The 20,659-nt window shown below is 60.5% G+C and carries 18 protein-coding genes; 6 read left to right on the top strand and 12 right to left on the bottom strand.

Going from position 1 to position 20,659, the window contains the following annotated elements:
• Nucleotides 1-8 precede the first annotated feature (8 nt).
• The 3 genes from FJ943_RS14725 to FJ943_RS14715 are packed head-to-tail and all read right to left on the bottom strand — an operon-like array spanning nt 9 to nt 2,515.
• Nucleotides 9-815, bottom strand: a complete 807-nt coding sequence (locus FJ943_RS14725; RefSeq protein WP_140722390.1) for an SDR family oxidoreductase — start codon at nt 813-815, stop codon at nt 9-11.
• Entirely contained in the window at nt 808-1,620 is an 813-nt protein-coding gene (locus FJ943_RS14720) for a shikimate dehydrogenase (protein ID WP_140722387.1), read from the bottom strand. The genes FJ943_RS14725 and FJ943_RS14720 overlap by 8 nt, the downstream gene beginning before the upstream one ends.
• Before the next feature lie 4 nt (nt 1,621-1,624).
• Nucleotides 1,625-2,515, bottom strand: a complete 891-nt coding sequence (locus tag FJ943_RS14715; RefSeq protein ID WP_140722384.1) for a 2-hydroxy-3-oxopropionate reductase — start codon at nt 2,513-2,515, stop codon at nt 1,625-1,627.
• Nucleotides 2,516-2,628: 113 nt separating this feature from the next.
• On the opposite strand from FJ943_RS14715, the gene FJ943_RS14710 reads away from it, so the two are divergent.
• The 3 genes from FJ943_RS14710 to FJ943_RS29660 all read left to right on the top strand — a co-directional run bounded on the left by FJ943_RS14710 (nt 2,629) and on the right by FJ943_RS29660 (nt 4,952).
• Nucleotides 2,629-3,393: an HpcH/HpaI aldolase/citrate lyase family protein gene (locus FJ943_RS14710; RefSeq protein WP_140722381.1), complete on the top strand. Its 765-nt coding sequence runs from the start codon at nt 2,629-2,631 to the stop codon at nt 3,391-3,393.
• 14 nt (nt 3,394-3,407) lie between these two features.
• Entirely contained in the window at nt 3,408-4,625 is a 1,218-nt protein-coding gene (locus FJ943_RS14705; RefSeq protein ID WP_140722378.1) for an FAD-dependent oxidoreductase, read from the top strand.
• A gap of 156 nt (nt 4,626-4,781) precedes the next feature.
• Entirely contained in the window at nt 4,782-4,952 is a 171-nt protein-coding gene (locus tag FJ943_RS29660; RefSeq protein WP_181174558.1) for a hypothetical protein, read from the top strand.
• 479 nt (nt 4,953-5,431) lie between these two features.
• On the opposite strand, the gene FJ943_RS14700 is transcribed toward FJ943_RS29660, so the two are convergent.
• Genes FJ943_RS14700 through FJ943_RS14670 form a run of 7 tightly spaced genes read right to left on the bottom strand, consistent with a single transcriptional unit; the run spans nt 5,432 to nt 13,823 of the window.
• Nucleotides 5,432-6,436, bottom strand: coding sequence for a PleD family two-component system response regulator (locus FJ943_RS14700; RefSeq protein WP_140722375.1), 1,005 nt, complete (start codon nt 6,434-6,436; stop codon nt 5,432-5,434).
• A gap of 13 nt (nt 6,437-6,449) precedes the next feature.
• Nucleotides 6,450-7,469, bottom strand: coding sequence for a chemotaxis response regulator protein-glutamate methylesterase (locus FJ943_RS14695; RefSeq protein WP_140722372.1), 1,020 nt, complete (start codon nt 7,467-7,469; stop codon nt 6,450-6,452).
• 22 nt (nt 7,470-7,491) lie between these two features.
• Complete coding sequence (locus tag FJ943_RS14690; protein ID WP_140722369.1) at nt 7,492-9,756, bottom strand: hybrid sensor histidine kinase/response regulator; 2,265 nt, start codon at nt 9,754-9,756, stop codon at nt 7,492-7,494.
• Nucleotides 9,753-10,457, bottom strand: a complete 705-nt coding sequence (locus FJ943_RS14685) for a chemotaxis protein CheW (RefSeq protein ID WP_140722366.1) — start codon at nt 10,455-10,457, stop codon at nt 9,753-9,755. Before FJ943_RS14685 ends, FJ943_RS14690 begins: the two co-directional genes overlap by 4 nt.
• Nucleotides 10,457-11,698 carry a protein-glutamate O-methyltransferase CheR gene (locus FJ943_RS14680; protein WP_140722363.1) on the bottom strand — a complete coding sequence of 414 codons (1,242 nt, stop codon included), beginning with the start codon at nt 11,696-11,698 and terminating at the stop codon, nt 10,457-10,459. Before FJ943_RS14680 ends, FJ943_RS14685 begins: the two co-directional genes overlap by 1 nt.
• Entirely contained in the window at nt 11,698-12,162 is a 465-nt protein-coding gene (locus FJ943_RS14675; protein WP_140722360.1) for a chemotaxis protein CheW, read from the bottom strand. The genes FJ943_RS14680 and FJ943_RS14675 overlap by 1 nt, the downstream gene beginning before the upstream one ends.
• A 23-nt stretch (nt 12,163-12,185) precedes the next feature.
• On the bottom strand, nt 12,186-13,823 hold the full coding sequence (locus FJ943_RS14670) for a methyl-accepting chemotaxis protein (protein ID WP_140722357.1): 1,638 nt from the start codon (nt 13,821-13,823) through the stop codon (nt 12,186-12,188).
• 669 nt (nt 13,824-14,492) lie between these two features.
• Here FJ943_RS14670 and FJ943_RS29655 point away from each other — a divergent pair.
• Nucleotides 14,493-14,726, top strand: a complete 234-nt coding sequence (locus FJ943_RS29655) for a hypothetical protein (protein WP_140620412.1) — start codon at nt 14,493-14,495, stop codon at nt 14,724-14,726.
• A 231-nt stretch (nt 14,727-14,957) separates the two neighbouring features.
• Nucleotides 14,958-15,287 carry an ArsR family transcriptional regulator gene (locus FJ943_RS14650; protein WP_224643194.1) on the top strand — a complete coding sequence of 110 codons (330 nt, stop codon included), beginning with the start codon at nt 14,958-14,960 and terminating at the stop codon, nt 15,285-15,287.
• A 351-nt stretch (nt 15,288-15,638) separates the two neighbouring features.
• Here FJ943_RS14650 and FJ943_RS14645 read toward each other — a convergent pair whose 3' ends face one another.
• Nucleotides 15,639-16,112 carry an Lrp/AsnC family transcriptional regulator gene (locus FJ943_RS14645; RefSeq protein WP_140620416.1) on the bottom strand — a complete coding sequence of 158 codons (474 nt, stop codon included), beginning with the start codon at nt 16,110-16,112 and terminating at the stop codon, nt 15,639-15,641.
• Between the two features lie 123 nt (nt 16,113-16,235).
• On the opposite strand from FJ943_RS14645, the gene FJ943_RS14640 reads away from it, so the two are divergent.
• Complete coding sequence (locus FJ943_RS14640; protein WP_140722348.1) at nt 16,236-18,632, top strand: 1-deoxy-D-xylulose-5-phosphate synthase N-terminal domain-containing protein; 2,397 nt, start codon at nt 16,236-16,238, stop codon at nt 18,630-18,632.
• A gap of 35 nt (nt 18,633-18,667) precedes the next feature.
• Here FJ943_RS14640 and FJ943_RS14635 read toward each other — a convergent pair whose 3' ends face one another.
• Entirely contained in the window at nt 18,668-20,542 is a 1,875-nt protein-coding gene (locus tag FJ943_RS14635; protein ID WP_140722345.1) for a conjugal transfer protein TraA, read from the bottom strand.
• Nucleotides 20,543-20,659 lie beyond the last annotated feature (117 nt).

Raw genomic sequence — 20,659 nt, 5'->3', positions numbered from 1 at the left:
TGTCCTCATCAGGTAGCCGGCGTTTGCCGAATGGGGTTGCCTTGCAAATACTGCGCGTAGGGCGCCTGCACGAGCCAGCCCGCATCGACGGGCAGAGTGACGCCGGTGATCGACGCGGCACGATCCGAGCAGAGGAACAGGGCTGCCTCGGCAACGTCGCGCGGCTCGACGAAGCGGCGCAGCGCCGTGGTGGCCTGGATCGCCTCGGGATTGCGCTCACCCTTGGCTATCTTGGCCTTCAGCCCATCGGAAAGCGTGTAGCCGGGCGCCACGGCATTGACACGGACACCGTGCGGGCCGAGCTCGGCCGCCAGGATTTGCGTGAGCGCCAGAACCGCATGTTTGCCCGGTGTGTAAGCGGGGAGGGAAAGTGGCGCGAAGGAGGCGAGCGAACCGACGTTGAGGATCGCTCCACGCCCAGCAGCCGACATCAGCCGGCCGAATATCTGGCAGCCCAGAAGCGTGCCGCGATAGTTGATGCGCCACATCTTCTCGTCTTCGTCCAGATCCTGGTCGAGGACGTGCTTGCCGCTCTGCAGGATGCCGGCACAATTGACCACGACATGAGGCGTGCCGAAGGCGTCGCTGACAGTCTTGGCCAGCGCTTCGACCGAGCCGGCATCGGCGACGTCGGTCTGGACAAACACAGCGCGTGGCGCGCCCGCCGTCTCGCAAGCACCCGCCGCCTCCTTGCCGCGTGGCGCGTCCCGGCCCGCGACGACCACTTGGTGGCCGTCCTCGGCGAAGCGCACTGCAATGGCGCGGCCGATGCCGGAAGTGCCGCCGACAACGACTGCGGTTGGCGCATCAGCCATGGCTGCGATCCTTGCGATCGATGTCGAAGAAGGCGGACATGGCTTCGACCTGGAAATCCATCATCGGGCGCCCCGGCTGGATGCGGCAGCCGATCGCTTTCGCCGCCTTGAGCAGCGCCGTCTCGGCCGGCTCCATGATGATGTCGACCACCGTCATGTCCGGCGTCAGCTTGCTCACATCCATGGGCAGCGGATCGGTACCTTTCAGGCCCGAAGGCGTCGCGTTGATCGCCATATGCATACCGGTGGGATCGGGCTCTCCGACCTCAATGCGGCAGTTTGGAAAGGCCTTGCGGACCAGCGCCGCCAGCTTCTCAGCGCGACCTCTGTCGATATCGGTCAGCCGAATCTCCGCCGCGCCTTCCTCGGCCAGACAATAGGTCAGCGATGCACCGGCGCCGCCGGCGCCGACCTGAAGGATCTTCCGTCCGGCAATTTGATGCCCGCCCCCCTTCAATCCGTCGATGAAGCCGACGCCGTCGAAATTGTCGGCATACCAGGTGCCGTCCGCTTGTCGGCGCACCGAGTTGGCGCTTTGCACGCGCGCGGCGCGGTCGTGCGCGGCGGCGGATTTGTGATAGACCGGGACCTTGTAAGGCACAGAGATGATCACGCCGCGGATGTTTTCCGCCGCCGTGATGCCGGCCCAGAAGGTGTCGAAATCCTCCGGACGGCAGCTCAACGGCACCATCAGGCTGTCGAGCCCTTTCTGCTCGAATATCTCGTTGAACATGCCGGGGCTCTTCGCATGCCCTACAGGATGGGCAAGCATGACGAAGACTTCCGCTTTTCCGGTTCCGCGCATCGGTTCATTCCTTTCCGTTTGACAGTTCATGATTGCTCAGAATCTCAAGTGCCTGGACAAGAGACGAGTGGTCAGCCTCAGCCCCTCCCGGTCGCGCTGAACAGGCATTCATCAACTGCTGCGCCAGCGCCGTGCTCGGCAGGGAAACGCCAAGCGAACGCGCGCTCTCCAGGGCCAGATTGAAGTCCTTCTGGTGGAGCTTGATGCGAAAACCCGGCGCGAAGGTCCGGGCGATCATGCGCTCGCCATGCACTTCAAGCACACGCGAGGAGGCGAAGCCGCCCATCAGCGCCGTTCGCACTTTCGCCGGGTCGCAGCCGGCCTTGCTGGCGAAGACCAGCGCTTCGGCCACTGCCTCGATGTTGAGCGCGACGATGATCTGGTTGGCGATCTTGCAGGTCTGGCCGGCGCCGTTGTGCTCGCCGATCAGGGTGATGTTCTTGCCAAGCTTCTGGAAAATCGGCAGCCCCCGCTCGAACTCGGCGGCCGGACCGCCGACCATGATTGTGAGGCTCGCCGCCTTGGCGCCGACCTCACCTCCGGAAACCGGGGCGTCGAGATAGCCGGCGCCCGCTGCCCGCAATTTCGCGGCGAAGTCCGCCGTGGCGATCGGGCTGATCGAACTCATATCGATGACCAGCTTGCCCGAAGACAATCCTTCCAGGACGCCGTTCGGCCCCAGTAGCACGCGCTCCACGTCAGGCGTGTCGGGCAGCATGGTCACGATGGTTTCAGACTGCCGCGCGACGTCAGCGGCGGAGGCGACGACCGCTGCTTTCAGATTTGCCGGGAGAGGCGAGCGATTGAGGACCGTGACGATCTCATGCCCGGCCTCGGCGAGATGCCACGCCATCGGCGCCCCCATGACGCCTAACCCGATGAAACCGATCTTCATTCTCAACTCCATACTTGCCGCGTGCCACGTGTCTTGCAGTCAAGGCTAGGCATATGATATAGGACATCATACAAATTTTTACACAGCTTTGTCCATGGGAGTCTGATCGCAAAATGCAGGAGCGCCTCAACACGCTGAAGGCCGCGGTGACGGCCGGCAGGCCTCATATCGGCATCTGGTGCTCGCTGGCTTCGGCCCTCACCACGGAAGTCGTGGCGGGGTCCGGGGCGGGCTGGCTGCTGATCGACGGCGAGCATAGTCCCAACGATCTGCGCAGCATCATGGCGCAGTTGCAGGTGGTGGCTGCGTTCGACAGCGAGGCGGTGGTCAGGCTACCTTCGGACGATCCCAATCTGATCAAGCAGGCGCTGGACATCGGCGCGCGCAGCCTGATGATCCCCAATGTGCGCACGGCCGATCAGGCGCGAGCCATCGTTGCCGCGATGACCTATGCGCCGGGCGGTTTCCGTGGCTTCTCGGTCGGCCACCGCGCCAACGCCTTTGGCCGCATCGCAGGCTACCATGCCACAGCGCGCGCCCGGCAGCTTCTCGCGGTGCAGATCGAGGACGAAGCCGGCGTAGCCAATGCCGCCGAGATCGCGGCGGTCGAGGGCGTCGACGTGCTGTTCGTCGGGCCCGGCGACCTCTCCACCAACATGGGCGCGATGGGCAATCCCGGTGCGGCCCACGTCCAGGAGGCGATCGCCTCGGTGCGCAAGGCGGCAGCCGCGGCAGGCAAGGCCAGCGGTATCCTGGCGCCGGCGAAGGCCGACGCCGACCGCTACCTCGCCGACGGCTTCACCATGGTCGCCGTCGGTTCGGACCTTGGCCTGCTGGCGCGGGGCTCGGACGCCCTGGTCGCGTCGTTCAACCAATAGTCCAGAGATCAGACATGGCGATCCCCCCCTACAAAGCACCATCGCGCGCCGCCTACGACATCGTCATCGTCGGCGGCGCGGTCATCGGCTCGTCGACGGCCTACTGGCTGAGCCAGGCTCTGGGCAGCGGCGCCTCGATCCTCGTCGTCGAACGTGACTCCAGCTACGAGTTCTCGTCGACGGCGCTGTCGACCAGTGCGATCCGCCAGCAATATTCCAATCCGATCAATGTGAAGATCAGCCAGTTCGGCATCGAGATCATCCGCGGGTTCCAGGAGCGGATGGCGCCGTTCTACAAGGACGAGCCGGCGCCCGATCTCGGCTTTCGCGAGCATGGCTATCTCTACTGCTGTTCGCCCGAGGGTGTCGAAGCAGCCCGCGAGCGCGTCGAGCTGCAGCGCAGCCTCGGCGCCCATACGGTCTTCCTCGAACCTCGCCCGCTGAAGGAGCGCTTTCCCTGGCTCAATGTGGAGGATCTCGGCGGCGGCTCCTGGGGGTCGCGCGAGGAGGGCTGGTTCGATTCCATGGGCATGCTGAACGGTTTCCGCCGCGCCGCCCGCGCCAGCGGTGTCGAATATATCGACAATGCGGTGACCGGACTGGGCGTTGCCGATGGCCAAGTCGTCTCGGTGCGTCTTGCGACCGGCGAAACGATTGCCTGCGGCACTGTGGTCAACGCCGCCGGCCCACGCGCGCAACAGGTCGCGGCCATGGCCGGTCTTTCCATCCCGGTGGCACCCTACAAGCGCTACAGCTTCGTCTTCGCCAGCGCCAATCCGATCCCCGGTCGGATGCCCAATGTCATCGACCTCTCCGGCACATTCGTGCGCCCGGAAGGCGAGCTTTTTCTCACCGGCAACACGCCGCAAGGTGACGGACCGGCCGACTATGACGATTTCGAAATGCATTTCGAGGAGTTCGACGACTATATCTGGCCGTCACTCTGGCACCGCATTCCGGCCTTTGATGCATTGAAGGTGCAGACCAGCTGGACCGGTCATTACGAGTACAATATGCTCGATCATAACGGCATTGTCGGCTTTCACCCGGAGGTGAAAAACTTCATGTTCGCCAACGGCTTCTCCGGTCACGGCTTGCAGCAGTCGCCTGCGGTTGGGCGAGGCGTGTCGGAACTGATCATCCACGGCGCCTTCCAGACACTCGATCTATCGCCGTTTTGTTATGAGCGAATCCCGCGCGACGAGCCGTTTCTCGAAGAAGCAGTGATCTAGGGAGGCAGATGTCGAGCCCTGTATATCGCTTCTTCACAACTCAAGCACGAAATGCCGATCGCGCCAACCAGTGCTTGATCGCCGACTGGTTGTCGTTCTTATCGGGAACGTATGCCAGGAACCAGGTGACCGACATTTCGCACGGGGGAGACGATCATGAAAATTGCTCGCCAAATACAACACATCACGGATCGGATGATTGAAGTTGGTGCATTGGAAAAAACCGGCTCGACCAGGAAACCAGTGGCAAAAACTGCGCCAAGCCCGTCGAACCGATCGCTGTTCACCACAGTTCTGAATAGCTTCCAGAGCCTCTTGAAGAAATAGAACGTCGGCCTCCGGATTCAGAAACAATCTGGAAGCGTGTCGCAGACGGTCAAGGAGGCGGCCGACGGACGTGCGCAAAACTTCTGATCGAAGGATCGGAATCGATGACCGGCAACCTTCATGCTTGTTGGGAGAAAAGCGGTCGGTCTGCTGGCGGCCCCCAAACTGCCCGTCTGCAACGCGCCCAAAGTCAGTCGTTGAGCAGGCCCCAGCGGGATCCCAAAAGCAGACATTCGAGCGAACAGGCGAGTCGGCACGTGTCACAGAACCGGACGTCCAGCAGTCATTGGCGATGAGTTCGATCTCCAGCCGCAAAGTGAGCGAGCTAGTCAGCATAGAACTTCCTGAAGGCCGGGCGAGCCCCGGGCCCGCTCAATGTATGCTCGGAATGTTCGGATAACCGGCATGTTGCTGCCTCCTCGCGGGCCATCTTAGCCTCAGATCACGCACCCGCTCTTCGGAAGTCCCTTGAAGCTTCTCTAGCTGCGGGATATATGAAGCGCCACACGATTTCGTCCTTCAGATTTGGCGCGAAACAGTGCCAAATCGGTGGCATTGACGAAATCGTTTGGCGTCTCGTTCTCGTTGGGGACCGTTGTTGCGACGCCAACGCTGATGGTCACGCGATCCGGGCCGTGGGGTATGTTCAACTCCCGCACGCTCTGGACGAGCCGCTCAGCGATCGCACTAGATTGTTCCAGCAAAGTGTCGACCAGAACGATGACAAACTCTTCGCCTCCGTAGCGCGCAGCGAGATCGGTGGAGCGGCCGGAACTGCCCTGGATTACCCGGGCGATTTGCTTGAGCACCTCATCGCCGGCCATGTGGCCATAGGCATCGTTGTATCGTTTGAAGTTGTCGGCATCGATCATCAATAGCGACAATGGGGATTGTGCGCGAAGAGCGCGTTTCCACTCAGCCGCCAGATATTCATCAAAATAGCGCCTGTTGCCGAGACCCGTCAGGCCATCGATCCGCGTCAAACGCTCAAGCTCGAGATTTGCGCTGATCAGCTGTCGCTGGCTTTCCCTCAGCGCGCGGTACGCCGCGTCTCGCTGGACATGATCCAGATAGGCCCGCGTGTGATATCGAATGCGCGCAATCAGCTCGATGCGATCCGGCAGTTTGACGAGATAGTCGTTGGCTCCGGCAGCGAAGGCTTCGCCCTTGGTAGCTGGATCTTCCTTGCTCGACAGCACAATGACTGGAACCGAGTGTGTCGAGGCATGCTTCCTGTATTCTTTCACCAGCTGCAGCCCATCGACCCCGGGCATGACGAGGTCCTGCAGGATAACGGTTGGCTTTACCTCATCCGCGACCGCCATCGCCTTCAACGGGTCGGTGCAGAAGTGCAAGGCGATATCGGGCTCGTTGGCCAGGGCGCGCCTGACCGCCTCGCAAACCATGACCTGATCATCGATGAGCAGAACCATCGACGAATAATTATCTGCCAGTGGCGGCACCGGCTCTGGATCTTGCGTCATCAGACGAGCCCTTTCACGTGGGGCGCCCGCAGGCTTCGATAATGCGTAAGCCGATAGCGCTCAAAGGAAGAATATCAACCGCCGCACCGATCGCAGCGGCGGCCTTCGGCATGCCATAGACGGCGCTGGTTGCTTCATCCTGCGCGATCGTGAGATGCCCCTTGTCGCGGAGCTGTTTCAGCCCGCGCGCCCCATCCCTGCCCATGCCGGTAAGCAGGACCCCAATTACCGAACCCGGCCACCATTGCGCCGCGCTTTCGAAAAACACATCCACGGACGGCCGATAGACGTTGTCCTTAGGGCTGGACGTGTAGCCAAGTTGCTGAGCCGACTTGAAAACCAGGTGATCATCCGAACTGGCGACAAGAACGGTGCCCGTTTGAGGCCTGTCCTTTTCCTGCGCCGCACGGATCGGAAGCGGGGTATGCTGCCCGAGCCAATCGGCAAGGCCTGGAATGAACTGAGCATCGAGATGCTGGACGAGCACGATTGCGCCGCCAAAATCAATGGGAAATGCGCTGAGCACCTTTGCAACGGCAGCCGGCCCGCCCGCCGAGGCGCCGATCGCTACCAAGCGTTGAGGGGAGGGGTCGGCCGCAACTGATATCCGCTCGCTTGCCTTGGATGGCGCATCACGGACCAGCTTACCGATCGTTGCAATCTTGTTGGTCAGAAGCCGTGCGGATTGCGAGGAGGCGTTGCCTGCGATGCCCACTGACGGGATATCGACCGCGTCGAGCGCGCCATGACCCATTGCTTCGTAGACCCCGGCGACGTTGGCTTCAATACTGGCGGTAACCAGCAAGATCGAGCACGGGGTTTCTGCCATGATTTTGCGGGTCGCTTCCACGCCGTCCATCTCTGGCATTGCTAGATCCATGAGTATCAGATCCGGCAGGTCACGTCTGCAGGCCTCGACCGCTTCACGCCCATTGGTCGCCATCCATGCGACCTGATGTTCGCGGGTCGACACGACCAGCCGGCGCAGAAGCTCGACCGCCATCGGCATATCGTTGACTATGCCGATTCTCATTCGTTGGCTTCCAATTTCGATCTCATCCTGTCGCCTCGCCAATCATCTCCACGACGGCATGAATCAGCGCCTCGTCCTGAAAGCTGCCCTTGCTCAGATAGTAGTCCGCGCCGGCGTCAAGTCCGCGCGAGCGGTCTTCCTCGCGATCCTTGTACGAAACGATCATGATCGGCGTGTTCTTGAGATGAGCGTCCTTTCGGATCAAGCTCACCAACTCGATGCCGTCCATACGCGGCATGTCGATGTCGGTGACGACAAGATCGAAGGGGCCGGAGCGGACGGCATTCCATCCGTCCATGCCGTCGACCGCCACTTCGACCTCATAACCGTGATTGCCCAGCATCTTGCGCTGGAGTTCGCGAACCGTGAGTGAATCGTCAATCACCAGCACGCGCTTGCGCCTGCCGGGTTCTGGACCGCCCGCGGCACGCCGAAGGACTCGAAATCCGCCGGATGACGCAAGCTTCTCCACCGATCTTATCAGGTCATCCACGTCGAAGATCAGGACAGGCGAACCGTCCTCCATCAGGGCCGCCGCGCTGATGTCCTTGATCTTGGCAAAGCGGGGATCGAGAGGCCGGATCACCAGCTCGCGTTCGCCGAGGAAACGATCGACGATCAGGCCGTATGCTTCGCCCTGACCGGCATCCACGACGACGACCGAGAGAGCGTCCGGTTCGGATCCGGGCTCACCATGGTTCAGCACCTCGCGTGCCGTGACGAGCCCGATCTGTCGGTCGTTCAGACGAAAGTGCGGCCGTCCCTGAAGGAGATTGATCTGCGTCCGCTGCAATTTCAGTGTCTTCGAAATGGCAGCGAGCGGAAACGCATAGGGCTCGCCATCGACATCGACGAGCAGCGTGCGCAGGACCGACAACGTCAGCGGCAGTTGCAGTTGAAACCTGGTTCCGTGCCCAAATTCCGAGGAGACGCTGGTGATACCGCGGACCTCCTTGGTCATCGCCTGCACAGCGTCGAGCCCCACACCACGGCCGGAGACGTCGGTAAGGCCCAGTTTCATCGAAAAGCCGGGCAGAAACAGGAAGGCGAGCAATTCCGTTTCGCTGAGTGTCTCGGCACCCTTCCTGGTTGCGAGCTGCCGGGCGACGATCGTCTCGCGCAGCTCCGTGAGGTCGATCCCCCTGCCGTCGTCCACCACTGCTATTTGCAGTAGGCCGGCATTGTGCCGCGCTTCGAGCCTGATGAGACCCTCTGCCGGTTTGCCTGCCGCGACCCGCTCCTCGGGCAGTTCGAGACCATGGTCTACAGCGTTGCGCAGGAGATGCCCCAGAGGTGCATCGAGTTGCTCGAGGATGTCACGGTCGATACCTGTCGAGCCGCCTACGATCTCCAGCCGCGCCCGCTTGCCGAGGGTACGGCCGAGGTCGCGGACCATCCTCGCATAGTTCCGCACGCCGTCTTCAAACGGCCGCATCCGGCTCGCCAACGTCTCGTCGTACAATCTGTTGGCAAGATCGGTGGCCTTTCGATCGACTGAATCCAGTTCATCGAGACGCTCGGCAAGGAACGCCTGGCTCAGCCGAAGCTTTCGCTGCGCTTCGGCCAGCGCCTCCACCACTGCTTCGTCCTTTGAAATAGCCGGCAGCACTGCATGAAGGTCGTCGAACGCACTTGCGACGTCCGATTGAAGCCGCTTCAGCCGCAGCAGCCCGTCGGCGAACGGCCTGAGCCGCCGCGCTTCCATCAGCGACTCACCGGCCAGCCCGAGCAATCGGTTCAGACTGTCCGCCGTCACCCGAACCATTCTGTCGGAGCCGATGCTTCCTTGCCTTTGCGGTTCCGCCCCCACCAGGAGGCTCGCTGAAAGGGTCGTCGCCAGCTCCTCCTGGGTATCGGCGAAATCAGCTTCGGAATTGCGGGGCAAGTGGGTGGCGTCGGGGAGAGACAATTCCGAGAACTTGGCGAGAAAGGCTTCGACTTCAGGGGACACGCTCTCGCTCGATGGTCCCGATGCAATCAATTTCAGAAGGTCTGTGCCTTGCAGAAGCGCATCGATATGCTCCCGTCGCACCCTGAGATGCCCACGTTGCGCGGCGACCAGGCAATCTTCCATCGCATTTGCAACTTTGACCGCTGGCATCAGGTCGATGATGCGGGCAGCTCCTTTCAGGGAATGCGCGGCCCGCATGCATGCTTCCAGAGCGTCGGCGGCGACAGGATCGCGTTCGAGTGCCAAAAGACCGGAGGTCAAAGCCTGCGATTGCGTCTCCAGTTCGGCCTGGAAGAGGCTCAGCATCGAAACCTGGCTGAAGTCCTCGTCTGTCATGCGATGCTCCGATCCAGCATCGTAAGCAGTTGTCCCGGGTCGAGACAGCCAACGGCTCGTCCCTGCCAGGGCAGCACGGCAACCGTAGCGGCCGACAGCGCCTTGCCGATCGTGGCCGGCACAGCGAGCGTGTCTTGTTCCCGGTAGCGATGCAAGCCGTGGATCTCGTCGACCGTAAAAGCAACCCGCTTGTCGCGCTCGCCCACCACGACCAGCCGGCGAAATGCCTTGCTTCGTGCGCCTTGTTCGCCCTCCTTGCGCTCGTCTATGCCGAGCAATTCAGCGAGCGACAGGCAGATCAGCAATTCACCGCGGACATTGGCAATGCCGAGCACTGCACTGTTCCTGCGATGTGGCAGCGAATGAACGCGACGGGATTCAGCCACTTCATGAAAAATACCGACCGGAAGCGCCAGCCATTCCCCTCCCAAACGGAAGAGGACGCCGGTCTGCAGCGCCTCGTCGTTCGCCAAACCGAGCTCGGCACGACCAGACTTGTCAGGCCATTCGCTGCGATATGCCGAGGGCGCTGCACGGTCGAGGAGGCGCCGTGCAATCTTCTTGTGGGTCGGGCAATTGCGGCAGTGCAAATGCTGCTCCAGCAGCGGACATGACTTGTCGCCGCGCACGCCGATCCGGCGCCAGCAGTCGTCGATTTCAATCTCCTCCACCGGCTGAGCGATCCCTGTCGAAGCCGCCATCAGGTGCCGCTCCTTTTCTGGGCCCGATCCAGCCGGCCGGCCAATGCCTCGGCGCCGCTATGGTCGCCTTGCTTTCGAAGCAGCAAGGCCAGATGGACGAGAGCTTCCCGATGATTTGGCGCGAGATAGAGCGCCCTCCGATAGCTTTGCGCAGCTTCGGGCGCAGCGCCATCCGCATCCTGAACGAGGCCCAGCAGGTAGAAGATTTCCGCCGAAGGACCGAATGCCTTGAGATGCGCCACGGCGACTTCCTGTGCCTCCTTTACCCGGCCCGCATTGGCGATCCGCTCAACTGCGATCAGGCTTTCCGCGAGCTGGTCAAGCGGCTTGGCTGTGGCCTGCACGCGACCTTCCCTACCGATTGCCGGCCGAGGCGGAACAACAGGCTTGACCTTGTTGACCTTCGGCGTTGGGGGCCGCACAGGAACGGCGGCGGAAACTTTCGGGGCCGCGGTCTTCATGGGCTCCGACTTCAGGAAGGCGAAGGCCAGTGGCCATTCAGCGGAAACGAGGCCGTGCAGCCTTGGAAGCGCCGCTTCCGCCGGACCGACCAGAAGAAGTCCGTCCTTGGCCAGGAGGTCCTTCAGGCAGATCAATGCGCGATCCTGCAGCTCTCGATTGAAATAGATCAGCAAATTGCGGCAAAGCAGGACGTCGTAGACCTCTTGCCCGAAAGACGCGCGAGGATCGAACAGGTTTCCGACCCTGAACCGAACCTGTTTCAGCACTTCGGCATTCGGCCGCAGTCCGCCCTCGGCCGCTTCGAAATAGCGGTCCTTGAATTCGAGATAGCTGCCACGAAACGAATTGCGCCCATAGACGGCACGTTCAGCCATCGCGACATTGCGGCTGCTGACGTCCACGGCATCGACCTTGAACTCGGTTGCGCCAAAGCCGGCATCGAACATGGCCATGGCGACCGAGTAGGCCTCTTCGCCGGTTGAACATGGCAGGCTCAGGATTTTTATCGGCTGGGCGCGCTTGCTCGCGCGCGCATGTCGGGCCAGCATCGTGAACGCTTCGCGGTCGCGAAAGAACCAGGTCTCCGGTATCACGACTGCATTGATCAGCTCCTGCAGCTCCTGCGGGGAGCCGGTCAGATATTTCCAATAGACGTGAGGGTCGGTCATCCGGCATGCTGCCATCCGGTCCTTGACCGCCTGACGGACCACGGTTGGACCAACGCTGGCACTGTCCAGTCCGATGGTTTCCGTCAGGAGCTTTTCGACTGCACCGGTCATCAACCACCCATCTCGGCCTGGCGGAGCAGTGCGGTACGGATCTCTTCCGAAAGCAGCGCTTCCGCCTTGACCCACTGAATGATCTCCGGGCCATCCGAAGCCACCGGACCAAGATAGGGCGGCGTCCCCGGCTCAAGTCCGAAAGGCGCGAAATCGGCAGGGTCCCGTTCGAGCGTATCCGTCACCCGTTCCGCGATCAGGCCCAGCAGGCGTTGCTCGCCATATTGCTCCGGATAGCGCGTCACAACGATGCGGGTGCTCAACAGCGGCTCGGATGGGCGGCCAAGCGCCAGAAGAGTAACATCGATCAGCGGGATAGGTTTTCCGTCATAGGTGACCAGACCGACCACACCGGTCGGCGCGCCCGGCAGCACTTTGACATCGATACAGGGCAAGACCTCTTCAATCTGATGGACATCGATCAAGTAGCGATCCGTACCCATGCTGAAGGCGAGGAATAGCATTGTCACCTCCGACTGCCAGCTCGCTATGCTCTCAGCTTGAACCTTGAAATGCTGCCTCGCAGCCCGCCTGAGACTTGATTGAGCTCGTCGATCGCGAGCGTCGATTGCTGAAGAGATTCGACTGTTTGCTGAGCTGCCTCGCTCAGCTGGGTCAGCGTGTCGCTGATCTGTCCCGCGCCGGTCGCCTGGGCCTGCATGCCTTCATTGGCGACTTCGAAACGTGGCACCAGGCCTTGAACTTGCTGAATGATTTCGAACAGTTGCCCGCCGACCTGCTGGATTTCCTGCATGCCTCGGCGGACCTGCTCTGAAAACTTGTCCATGCCCATCACCCCGGCCGCGACCGCCGACTGGATGTCCTTGACCATCTGCTCGATATCGTAGGTGGACACGGCCGTCTGGTCCGCGAGCCTTCGGATTTCGGTCGCCACCACTGCGAAGCCCCGGCCATATTGGCCTGCCTTCTCCGCCTCGATGGAAGCGTTGAGCGACAACAGGTTCGTCTGATCGGCGACTTTGGTGATGGTCGTTACCACCTGATTGATGCTGCCGGCTTTCTCGCTCAGGATCGCAAGTTTGGAATTGATCGCGGCCGCCGCTTCCATGACCTGGTGCATGGTTTCTTCCATGCGGGTCAGTCCCGCTTGCCCTCCGCCGGCGACGGCAGCCGTCTGCTCGGCAACTGTCGAGACCTCGTTCATCGTCCGGACCAACTCGTTTGACGTGGCGGAGATTTCCTTGGCTGTTGCGCGGATCTCGGTGGTGGTCGCAGCGATTTCAGTGGCGGTTGCCTGCTGTTGCTTGGACGTGGCGGCGATCCCCGTGATCGACGTACTGACCTGTATGCTGGACCTTTGAACCTGACCAATGAGGGTGGTGAGATCGTCCGCCATTGCGTTGAAGCCATCGGCAAGCACGCTGAATTCGTCTCGACGCCTGAGATCGATGCGGTCGCTGAAGTCGCCTTGCCGCATCAACTGAACCGCGTCGACCAGACGGGTGAGCGGACCTGTGATAGCGCGAAACAGCAGGTACCCTAAAAGAACGGCCAGCCCGAGGGCGATCAGCAAGCCAGCGCTCAAACCCACTTCCGCCGTTCTGACGATCGAGCCTATCCGCTGTGTCGCGCTGTTTGCCTCGCCTCTGTGATCCTCGACCATGGCTTGCAGAGCGGACTGCAATTTTAAAAAGATCGGCTCCGTGGTGTCCTTGATGGCCGGGCCCTCATTTGGAGTTTCACCTTTCGACAAGGCAGCCCGGCTTGCGTCCAGCACAGCAGTTTCAGCTTGGCGAAATTGGTTGGCGAGTTCTTTAACGGCTGCATAATTCTGCTTGTCGACATCGGAGACGATTGTCGCTTCATAGTCGTCCATCTGCCGCTGCACCTGGTCGCGATTGGTCGCGATCGCGTTTTCAAACGTTCGTTTGTCCGACGGATTGTCCTGAAGCGCATATTCCTGAAGCAGGCTATGGGCCGTCATCTGGCCCATCATGATCTCGGTGCTGTGATAGAGGTCCGGGAGGATGCCCTTTTCGACCTCTGTCGCCTCCTGCTCGGCCTGGAGAAACCAGGCGTACGCGATGATGGCTATTACCGACATCACCACCAGAACGGCAGCGAAACTGACGAGGATGCGGTGGCGTATTGTCAGACTCTTCATGGAACCGGTTCACCAATTGGGGGCATCGTGGGCTGCGCGACAAGCGCTCGGTCCGACTTATTCGAAAAAGGTGCGTCGAAAAGCGGTAGTTTGATGCCGAATGGTTTCTTTTCCGTTCCATCGCTAATGATGGCGAGGCGGCGCACATCAGCCCGGCATCGGCTGGGGTGGCACGCCGCGTCAAGAGGAGCGTGGATGAGCTACTTGAGGCCACGAGTTGAATGACTGCTTAGGCCAGCTCAATGCCCGAAAGCCGACCTCCCGCTTGCGGTCCCGAATGTAGCCATTGCTAATGATCATAGGGACTGCGGCGCGGGCTGGCCTATTGATGTCAAGAACACACAACGCTCTCTCAATGTTCGCCCTTTGTGCTTCGAAAGTCGCATAATTGGCATTATGGAACGGAATATTGTCGTTTAGATTCAACCATATAGAGAGTTGAGCTGGCCGCCGCCTGTAAGTCGTGCCCGACTGCCAAGTGAGGGCTGCCAGTATCTTCCTCGATCTCAGTGCTGCTGATGCCGACCTTTTTGGCGTCAGTGAAAAGCTTTTGTGTCAGCTCGGCGACTGAGATGACGCTCCTGCGGCCTTCCAGCTTGCTTTAATCATTGCTAATGCAGCCCCTTGCTGCATTAATCCTCGATCATGCTAATTGGACAGGGAGTAACGATGGCCCAGATGATCCGGTTCGCGATCTTTGCGGTTTCGGCCGCTGTCGCCGGCTTGGCGTGTTTCGCCTTGCATTCCTGCTGGACGTGGACCGCGCCGCTCCTGATCATATCCGTCGGGTCCATGCTTGCCGAACATGCCTTCAACCGGCTGGCCTCGAACGAAGAAAAGCAGCGCGATCTGGAAGATCGCGTGCGCAATCTGCCAATGCAAGCCAATGTAGAACGATCGTGAACCTAGACTTCCTTGTCCCCTTCGCCCCAATGGCACGCCAGTGGGGAGGGGAACATCGACCATGGGCAAGGCGTCCAGCCCTTACGCGTACCGCGATGAAACAGCGTTCAGGAAGGCCGCCGCGCGCTCCCCGACGGACCCCTATGGCGTGGCTACAGGGCTCAAAGACGGGCGCCCGCCGACGTGACGATGGGCATATCGGTCGCCGAACTTCGCTCGGCAGGGGGGCGCGTGAAACAAATTGGGACTAAAGCTAAAGAGGCTGCAAGATTTGTGACGGCGATGGCCAATGCTCGACGCCTGTTGATCATGCACCTCGTGCTCGACCGCGAATTGCCGGCTGAGGCGCTTCGAGAGCAACTGGGGCTTAGCTCGTCGGCACTGTCACAGCACATGGCCAAGTTACGCGCACTCGGCTTGGTCCGCGTCCGCCGCGACCGTGACAACATAGTTCACTATTCCTGTTGCAATGACTCGGCCCGCAAACTGCTTGCCCTGCTGGACCACGCTTATGGAAGTGGCCCTTCGAAGCAAAACGCAGACTTGGGAATTCCAGATTGAGCCCTTGCGGACCCCGCATGAGGGACTGTTAAAGTCTATGCGGGAATCGACAGGGAAGGAACCGAGTTCATCCATTGGAATACCACCGGGCCTGTGCGGCGGCCTTCGTCAACCAATTGATGATGAGCGGCCCGGCTACCGAGGGGTTGATTTGGGCTTGAAGGTCCCCAACCGGGCCATGCCGGCGATCCCCCCCGGCAGAAGGATCATGAACTAATATTAGCAATAGCGCAAATACGAAACGGCGCCGGCATCAACGTCGTCAATATCGTAGCCCGATAGGATTCGTTCGCTATCTGGCACCATAGGCTTACCGTGCCCTGGTCGCCCGCGAGATTTACAGGCCGGCTGTCAGACGCCGATCGGCAACCCGTGAGCATGCTTCACCTGGCCCAACGCAAAGCTGGATTCGATCGAGGCCACGCCGTCGAGCCTGGTGAGTTTCTGCTTCAGGAAGGTTTCATATGCCTCTAGATCCTTGACGACGACACGCAGCAAGAAATCCATTTTTCCGGTCATCAAATAACATTCGACGACTTCCGGCCAACGACGGACCGCGCTCGAAAAACCATCGAGCTCTTCCTCCCGTTGTCGCTCAAGCTTGACGGAAGCAAAGGCGCTAACGGGCAATCCAACCTTCACCTGATCAACGATTGCCACGTAGGCTCTGATCACGCCTGATTTTTCGAGCATCCGCACTCGGCGCGCGCAAGGCGATGGAGAGAGCCCGGCGATCTCGCTGAGATCTTCCGTTGTCGCGTGAGCATCCGACTGAAGTGCAGCCAGCAACCTGCGATCGATATCGTCAATCACATCTTTTGGCATAGGTTTTTGTTTCCTGCATAAAAATTAGCTGAGTCCGGCCGAAGCGGCGCTAGCTTATCGCGCTTTTAGCCGCAATCGCCCGCTGGATTTTCCTATCCTCCCTCCTCTCGGTGGAGTTATAAAATGAACGATCCTCAACTCGCGTGCCTCAAGGAACTCGAAAGCAAGGTACTGTGGCTTTCCACATGGATGGTCCACAACGCCAACAACCTTCGGCCGAATGACGACGGGCTCAAAGTTGGAGGGCATCAGGCCTCGTCAGCATCGCTCACCACGCTCATGACTGCGCTATACTTCGCGGTCTTGCATCCAGAAGACAGGGTCGCGGTGAAACCGCATGCAAGTCCGGTCTTTCACGCCATCCAGTATCTCTTCGGCAACCAGACACGGTCGAAACTGGAATCCTTCCGCGCTTATGGAGGTGCGCAGTCCTATCCATCACGGACGAAGGATACGGACGATGTCGACTTCTCGACCGGGTCTGTCGGACTGGGCGTCGCGCAAACCCTGTTTTCCTCATTGGTGCAGGATTACCTTCGAGCAAAAGGCATGGCCAAGGACCGTCCGGAAGGCCGCATGGTCGCGCTTATTGGCGACGCCGAGATGGATGAGGGTAACATTTTTGAGGCTCTTCTCGAGGGTTGGAAACACGGTCTGCGCAACACGTGGTGGATCGTTGATTATAATCGCCAAAGCTTGGACGCGGTCGTAAGGGAGGGCTTGTGGGAGCGCTTCGTCTCTCTGTTTCGCGATTTCGGCTGGGAGGTGGTAATCCTCAAATACGGCTCCCTGCTCGAGCAAGCCTTCGAGGAGCCTGGGGGCGAGGCTTTACGCGCCTGGATCGACAATTGTCCCAACCAGCTCTATTCGGCTCTGGCTTATCAAGGTGGGGCAGCGTGGCGCAGACGCCTGCTCGATGAGATCGGTGACCAGGGTCAAATCTCCCGGTTGATTGAAAAGCGTTCGGACGAAGACCTTGCGTGCTTAATGACAAACCTTGGCGGTCATGATCTGCCCCTGTTGTTGAGGACCTTCGAAGAGGCCCGCAAGCATGACCGGCCGATCTGCTTTCTCGCCTACACGATCAAGGGATTCGGCCTGCCGCTGGCGGGCCACAAGGACAATCATGCAGGTTTGATGACCACCGCGCAGACCGAAGACCTGCGCGCTCGTCTTCGGATTCGGCCGGGCTGCGAATGGGAATTGTTTGAAGGTCTTCAGCTCCCTGCCGCTGAGCTGGCTGCTTTCCTCAAGGAAGCTCCATTCAATGCCCGGCGCCGTGGCCGCCACCGGGCACCGAAAATCGCTGTCCCTGAGGCGTTTGCCATAGAGGTGCAATCTCCTGTCTCCACACAGCACGGCTTCGGAATTCTCATCCACGAGGTCGCCAAGACGGAGACTGATCTGGCGAGACGGATCGTCACAACGTCGCCGGACGTCACCGTCTCAACCAATCTCGGCGCATGGGTCAATCGTCGGCGGCTCTTTGCCCGGGAAGAGAAGGCGGATCTATTCAAGAAGGAGCGGATCCCGTCGACCTTCAACTGGCAATTCTCGCCCAAAGGCCAGCATATCGAACTCGGCATCGCCGAGATGAACTTGTTTATAAACCTCTCGGCTCTGGGGCTTTCCCATTCGACATTTGGCGAGCGGCTTTTGCCGATAGGGACCCTTTATGACCCGTTCATCGAACGTGGGCTCGATGCGCTGAACTACGCCTGCTACCAAGATGCGCGCTTCATTGTCGTTGCCACCCCTTCCGGGATCAGTTTGGCGCCTGAAGGCGGCGCCCATCAATCGATAGCAACTCCACTTATCGGCATGGCTCAGGATGGGCTCGCCAGCTTTGAGCCAGCCTTCGTCGACGAGCTTGCAACCATTCTGCGATTTTCATTTGACTACATCCAGCGCGATGGAGACACCCAGCCCGATCCCGTGACCTGGCTCAGGGATGCCACTGGAGGCTCGGTATATCTCAGACTGTCGACTCGGCCAATTGAACAACCCAAACGCGTCATTGATCAGACGTTGGCTGAAGACATCCTCAATGGAGGCTATTGGATGCGAAAGCCAGGGCCAAATGCCCAGATTGTGATCGCCTATACGGGAGCGGTTGCACCCGAAGCCATTGATGCGATTGGGTTGATCGCAGAGGATCGCCGGGATGTGGGCCTTTTGGCGGTAACGTCTGCAGATCGCCTGAATGCGGGATGGACGGCCGCGCAGCGCGCCAGGGAGCACGGCGTCGCCCATGCACAAAGCCCTGTTGAGCGACTGCTTGCCAGCGTCCCCTCACATTGTGGGCTCATCACCGTGCTTGACGGCCATCCCGCCACGCTTGCTTGGCTCGGATCCGTCGAGGGTCACAAGACCCGTTCACTGGGCGTGGAGCATTTCGGCCAGTCGGGCACCATCGCGGACCTTTATCGGCACCATGGAATTGACGCGCAAAGCATCGCGCGAGCCGCGCAGTCGCTTTCACCTGGAAGGCCAATCCGACACTTACGAGCGGCCGTCTAACATCTCGGCTCTACAAGGCGCGAAGGTGTATTGGTCTAGCGCTCGCGCTCGTTGCGGTCACGCGGGTGCCTCTCTTCGATTTCCTGCTCCAATCCTGGCGTACGCTGCGCGGATTGCTGGTGTGGATCCTGTCGTGGCGAACTCGGCTCCGGCAGCCCTCTTTGTTGACCCGCTATTTTCCTGGGCAATCCCGTCCTTTCACCCGCACGTAGATCGCGGGGATCAAGAGCTTGATGGGCGCTGCGCAGCCGATCCTCCTGGGCAACCTCCCGGCTGCGGACCACAGGCGCATTCCCTGAAATCGGCTCGTGCTTTGAGTTCGATGTGGTTTGAGGGGCTCGAGATCCGCTCTCAAACAACTGCGAAAGCTCGCCACTGCGAACTGGGGTGTTGTGGTCAGCTTCGCTGGCGGCAAGCTGTTGTTCCGAAATGCGGAGGTTTTCCCGCCGGACGGTCATCACTTCGCGCGCGGCTTCAACGACTTCGTTGAATTGTTTGCGCTCCCATGGCTCGATTGAGCGCTCAATGTCCGCCAGAATAGTCCCTATCCGCTTTTCGTATGCCTCGAACTCAGGACGTGTCATAGCAAGCATGGCAGCTTCCTCGCCTCCAAAAAGTTCCCGGGCCAAAACGGCTTTGGGGTCGTCCCCGTCCGGTGTTTGCCGAGAGAATTCATTCTCAGTCGCGATCTGGGTGAAACGTGACGCGGCCCGGATTCGTTCGAGCTGATCTGCGGCGAACTCGGCCACCTTCTTATCTTGGCTATCGCGCGCAATTGCGCTCCATGCCTGACCAACTTCCGTCACGTATTTGGTACTGCGGATGGACCTCGCCGCGTGACGGAGATTGGAACGTTTGGCTGCATAGCGTGCCTGTGCCGGCTGGCTGGTGCCCTCATGCTCGCTCCTGCCGACATAGCTGACAGGACGCACCTGAGTACGAGCATAGGCCGGCGCACTTGCAAACTCGCGGCGGTCGGTCAGCTCCATGCGGATTCCGTGCTCCCGGGCCTTCTCAGCCATCAGTGAGCGCCATTCCCGAAACTCCCGCGGGCTCGTCTCGATGCGTTCTCCTGTCTCCGCACGCATGGTGACGATCGCGTGGGCGTGGACATGGGGCCGCTTGCCACCCTGCCCTGCCACTTTTGGATCGTCAGACGGATCGTGCATGGCATAAACATACCGATGCCCGGGGAATTGATCGCCAAGGAACTCCCGCACGGCATCTCGAAATGCAGCTTGATCGGTGCCCGCGCGCGCCGAGGCGACCAGATGCATGATGTCGCGTCCTGTGCGGCTTTGCATCTGCTTGCGCCAGTCTTTCTGGACGAGATCGCCGGCTTGTTTGACAGTCTCGATATGGCTGTCCGTATCATCACGGACCCGCCCTTCGAAGCGCTCCACCATTTGGCGAATCCGGCTCGTTGCGAAGGCAACGCCATTGCCGTGACCGTGGAACAGAACCCGTGCCTGGACGTCGCTGCCGATCTTGCTCCTGTTCAACCGCTCTTGGGCGATTGCCGCGGCCTTCGCGTCGCCGGTCAGGCGCTCGCCATCCGGCCCGCGCAGGAGCAGGACCCCCTGCACCCGCAAACGCTCGCCGTCCGCTTGCTCGATTGCATAAACGAACCGGCGCTCGCCGAAGGCGGCGCGCAGGACGTGGCGAACGATTTGGTCATGCTCGCGATCGCTTGCCTTTAAGTTCACCGTCACCTGGAACAGACCTACGTCCCGGCTCGAGGCACGATTATCAAAAAGATGCTCCCATTCGGTGCGAAGTTGCAGCAGGCCCGCCTTGCCGATGATCTGCTCGCCCTTGTCGGTTTCTACGGCCAGTTCGCCATTCCGGGAGACGTAGCTCACCATCGCACCCATACGCGCTCCACGACCATAGGACGTGAGCTTGACCATCGCAGGCTGGCTCCCTTGAGCCACGGCTGTGAACCGTTGACGCATCGATCGGTTCGGCGCGACAGCTCCGGTGCGACAGGAACGCGCGCTGGCATTGTGGCCGGCGCGCGCCCTGTC

It is taken from the genome of Mesorhizobium sp. B2-3-10 (assembly GCF_006442275.1).
Lineage (GTDB): Bacteria > Pseudomonadota > Alphaproteobacteria > Rhizobiales > Rhizobiaceae > Mesorhizobium > Mesorhizobium australicum.
The sequence above is the reverse complement of the archived record's forward strand: the minus strand, read 5'-3'. Positions and strand labels throughout refer to the sequence as shown.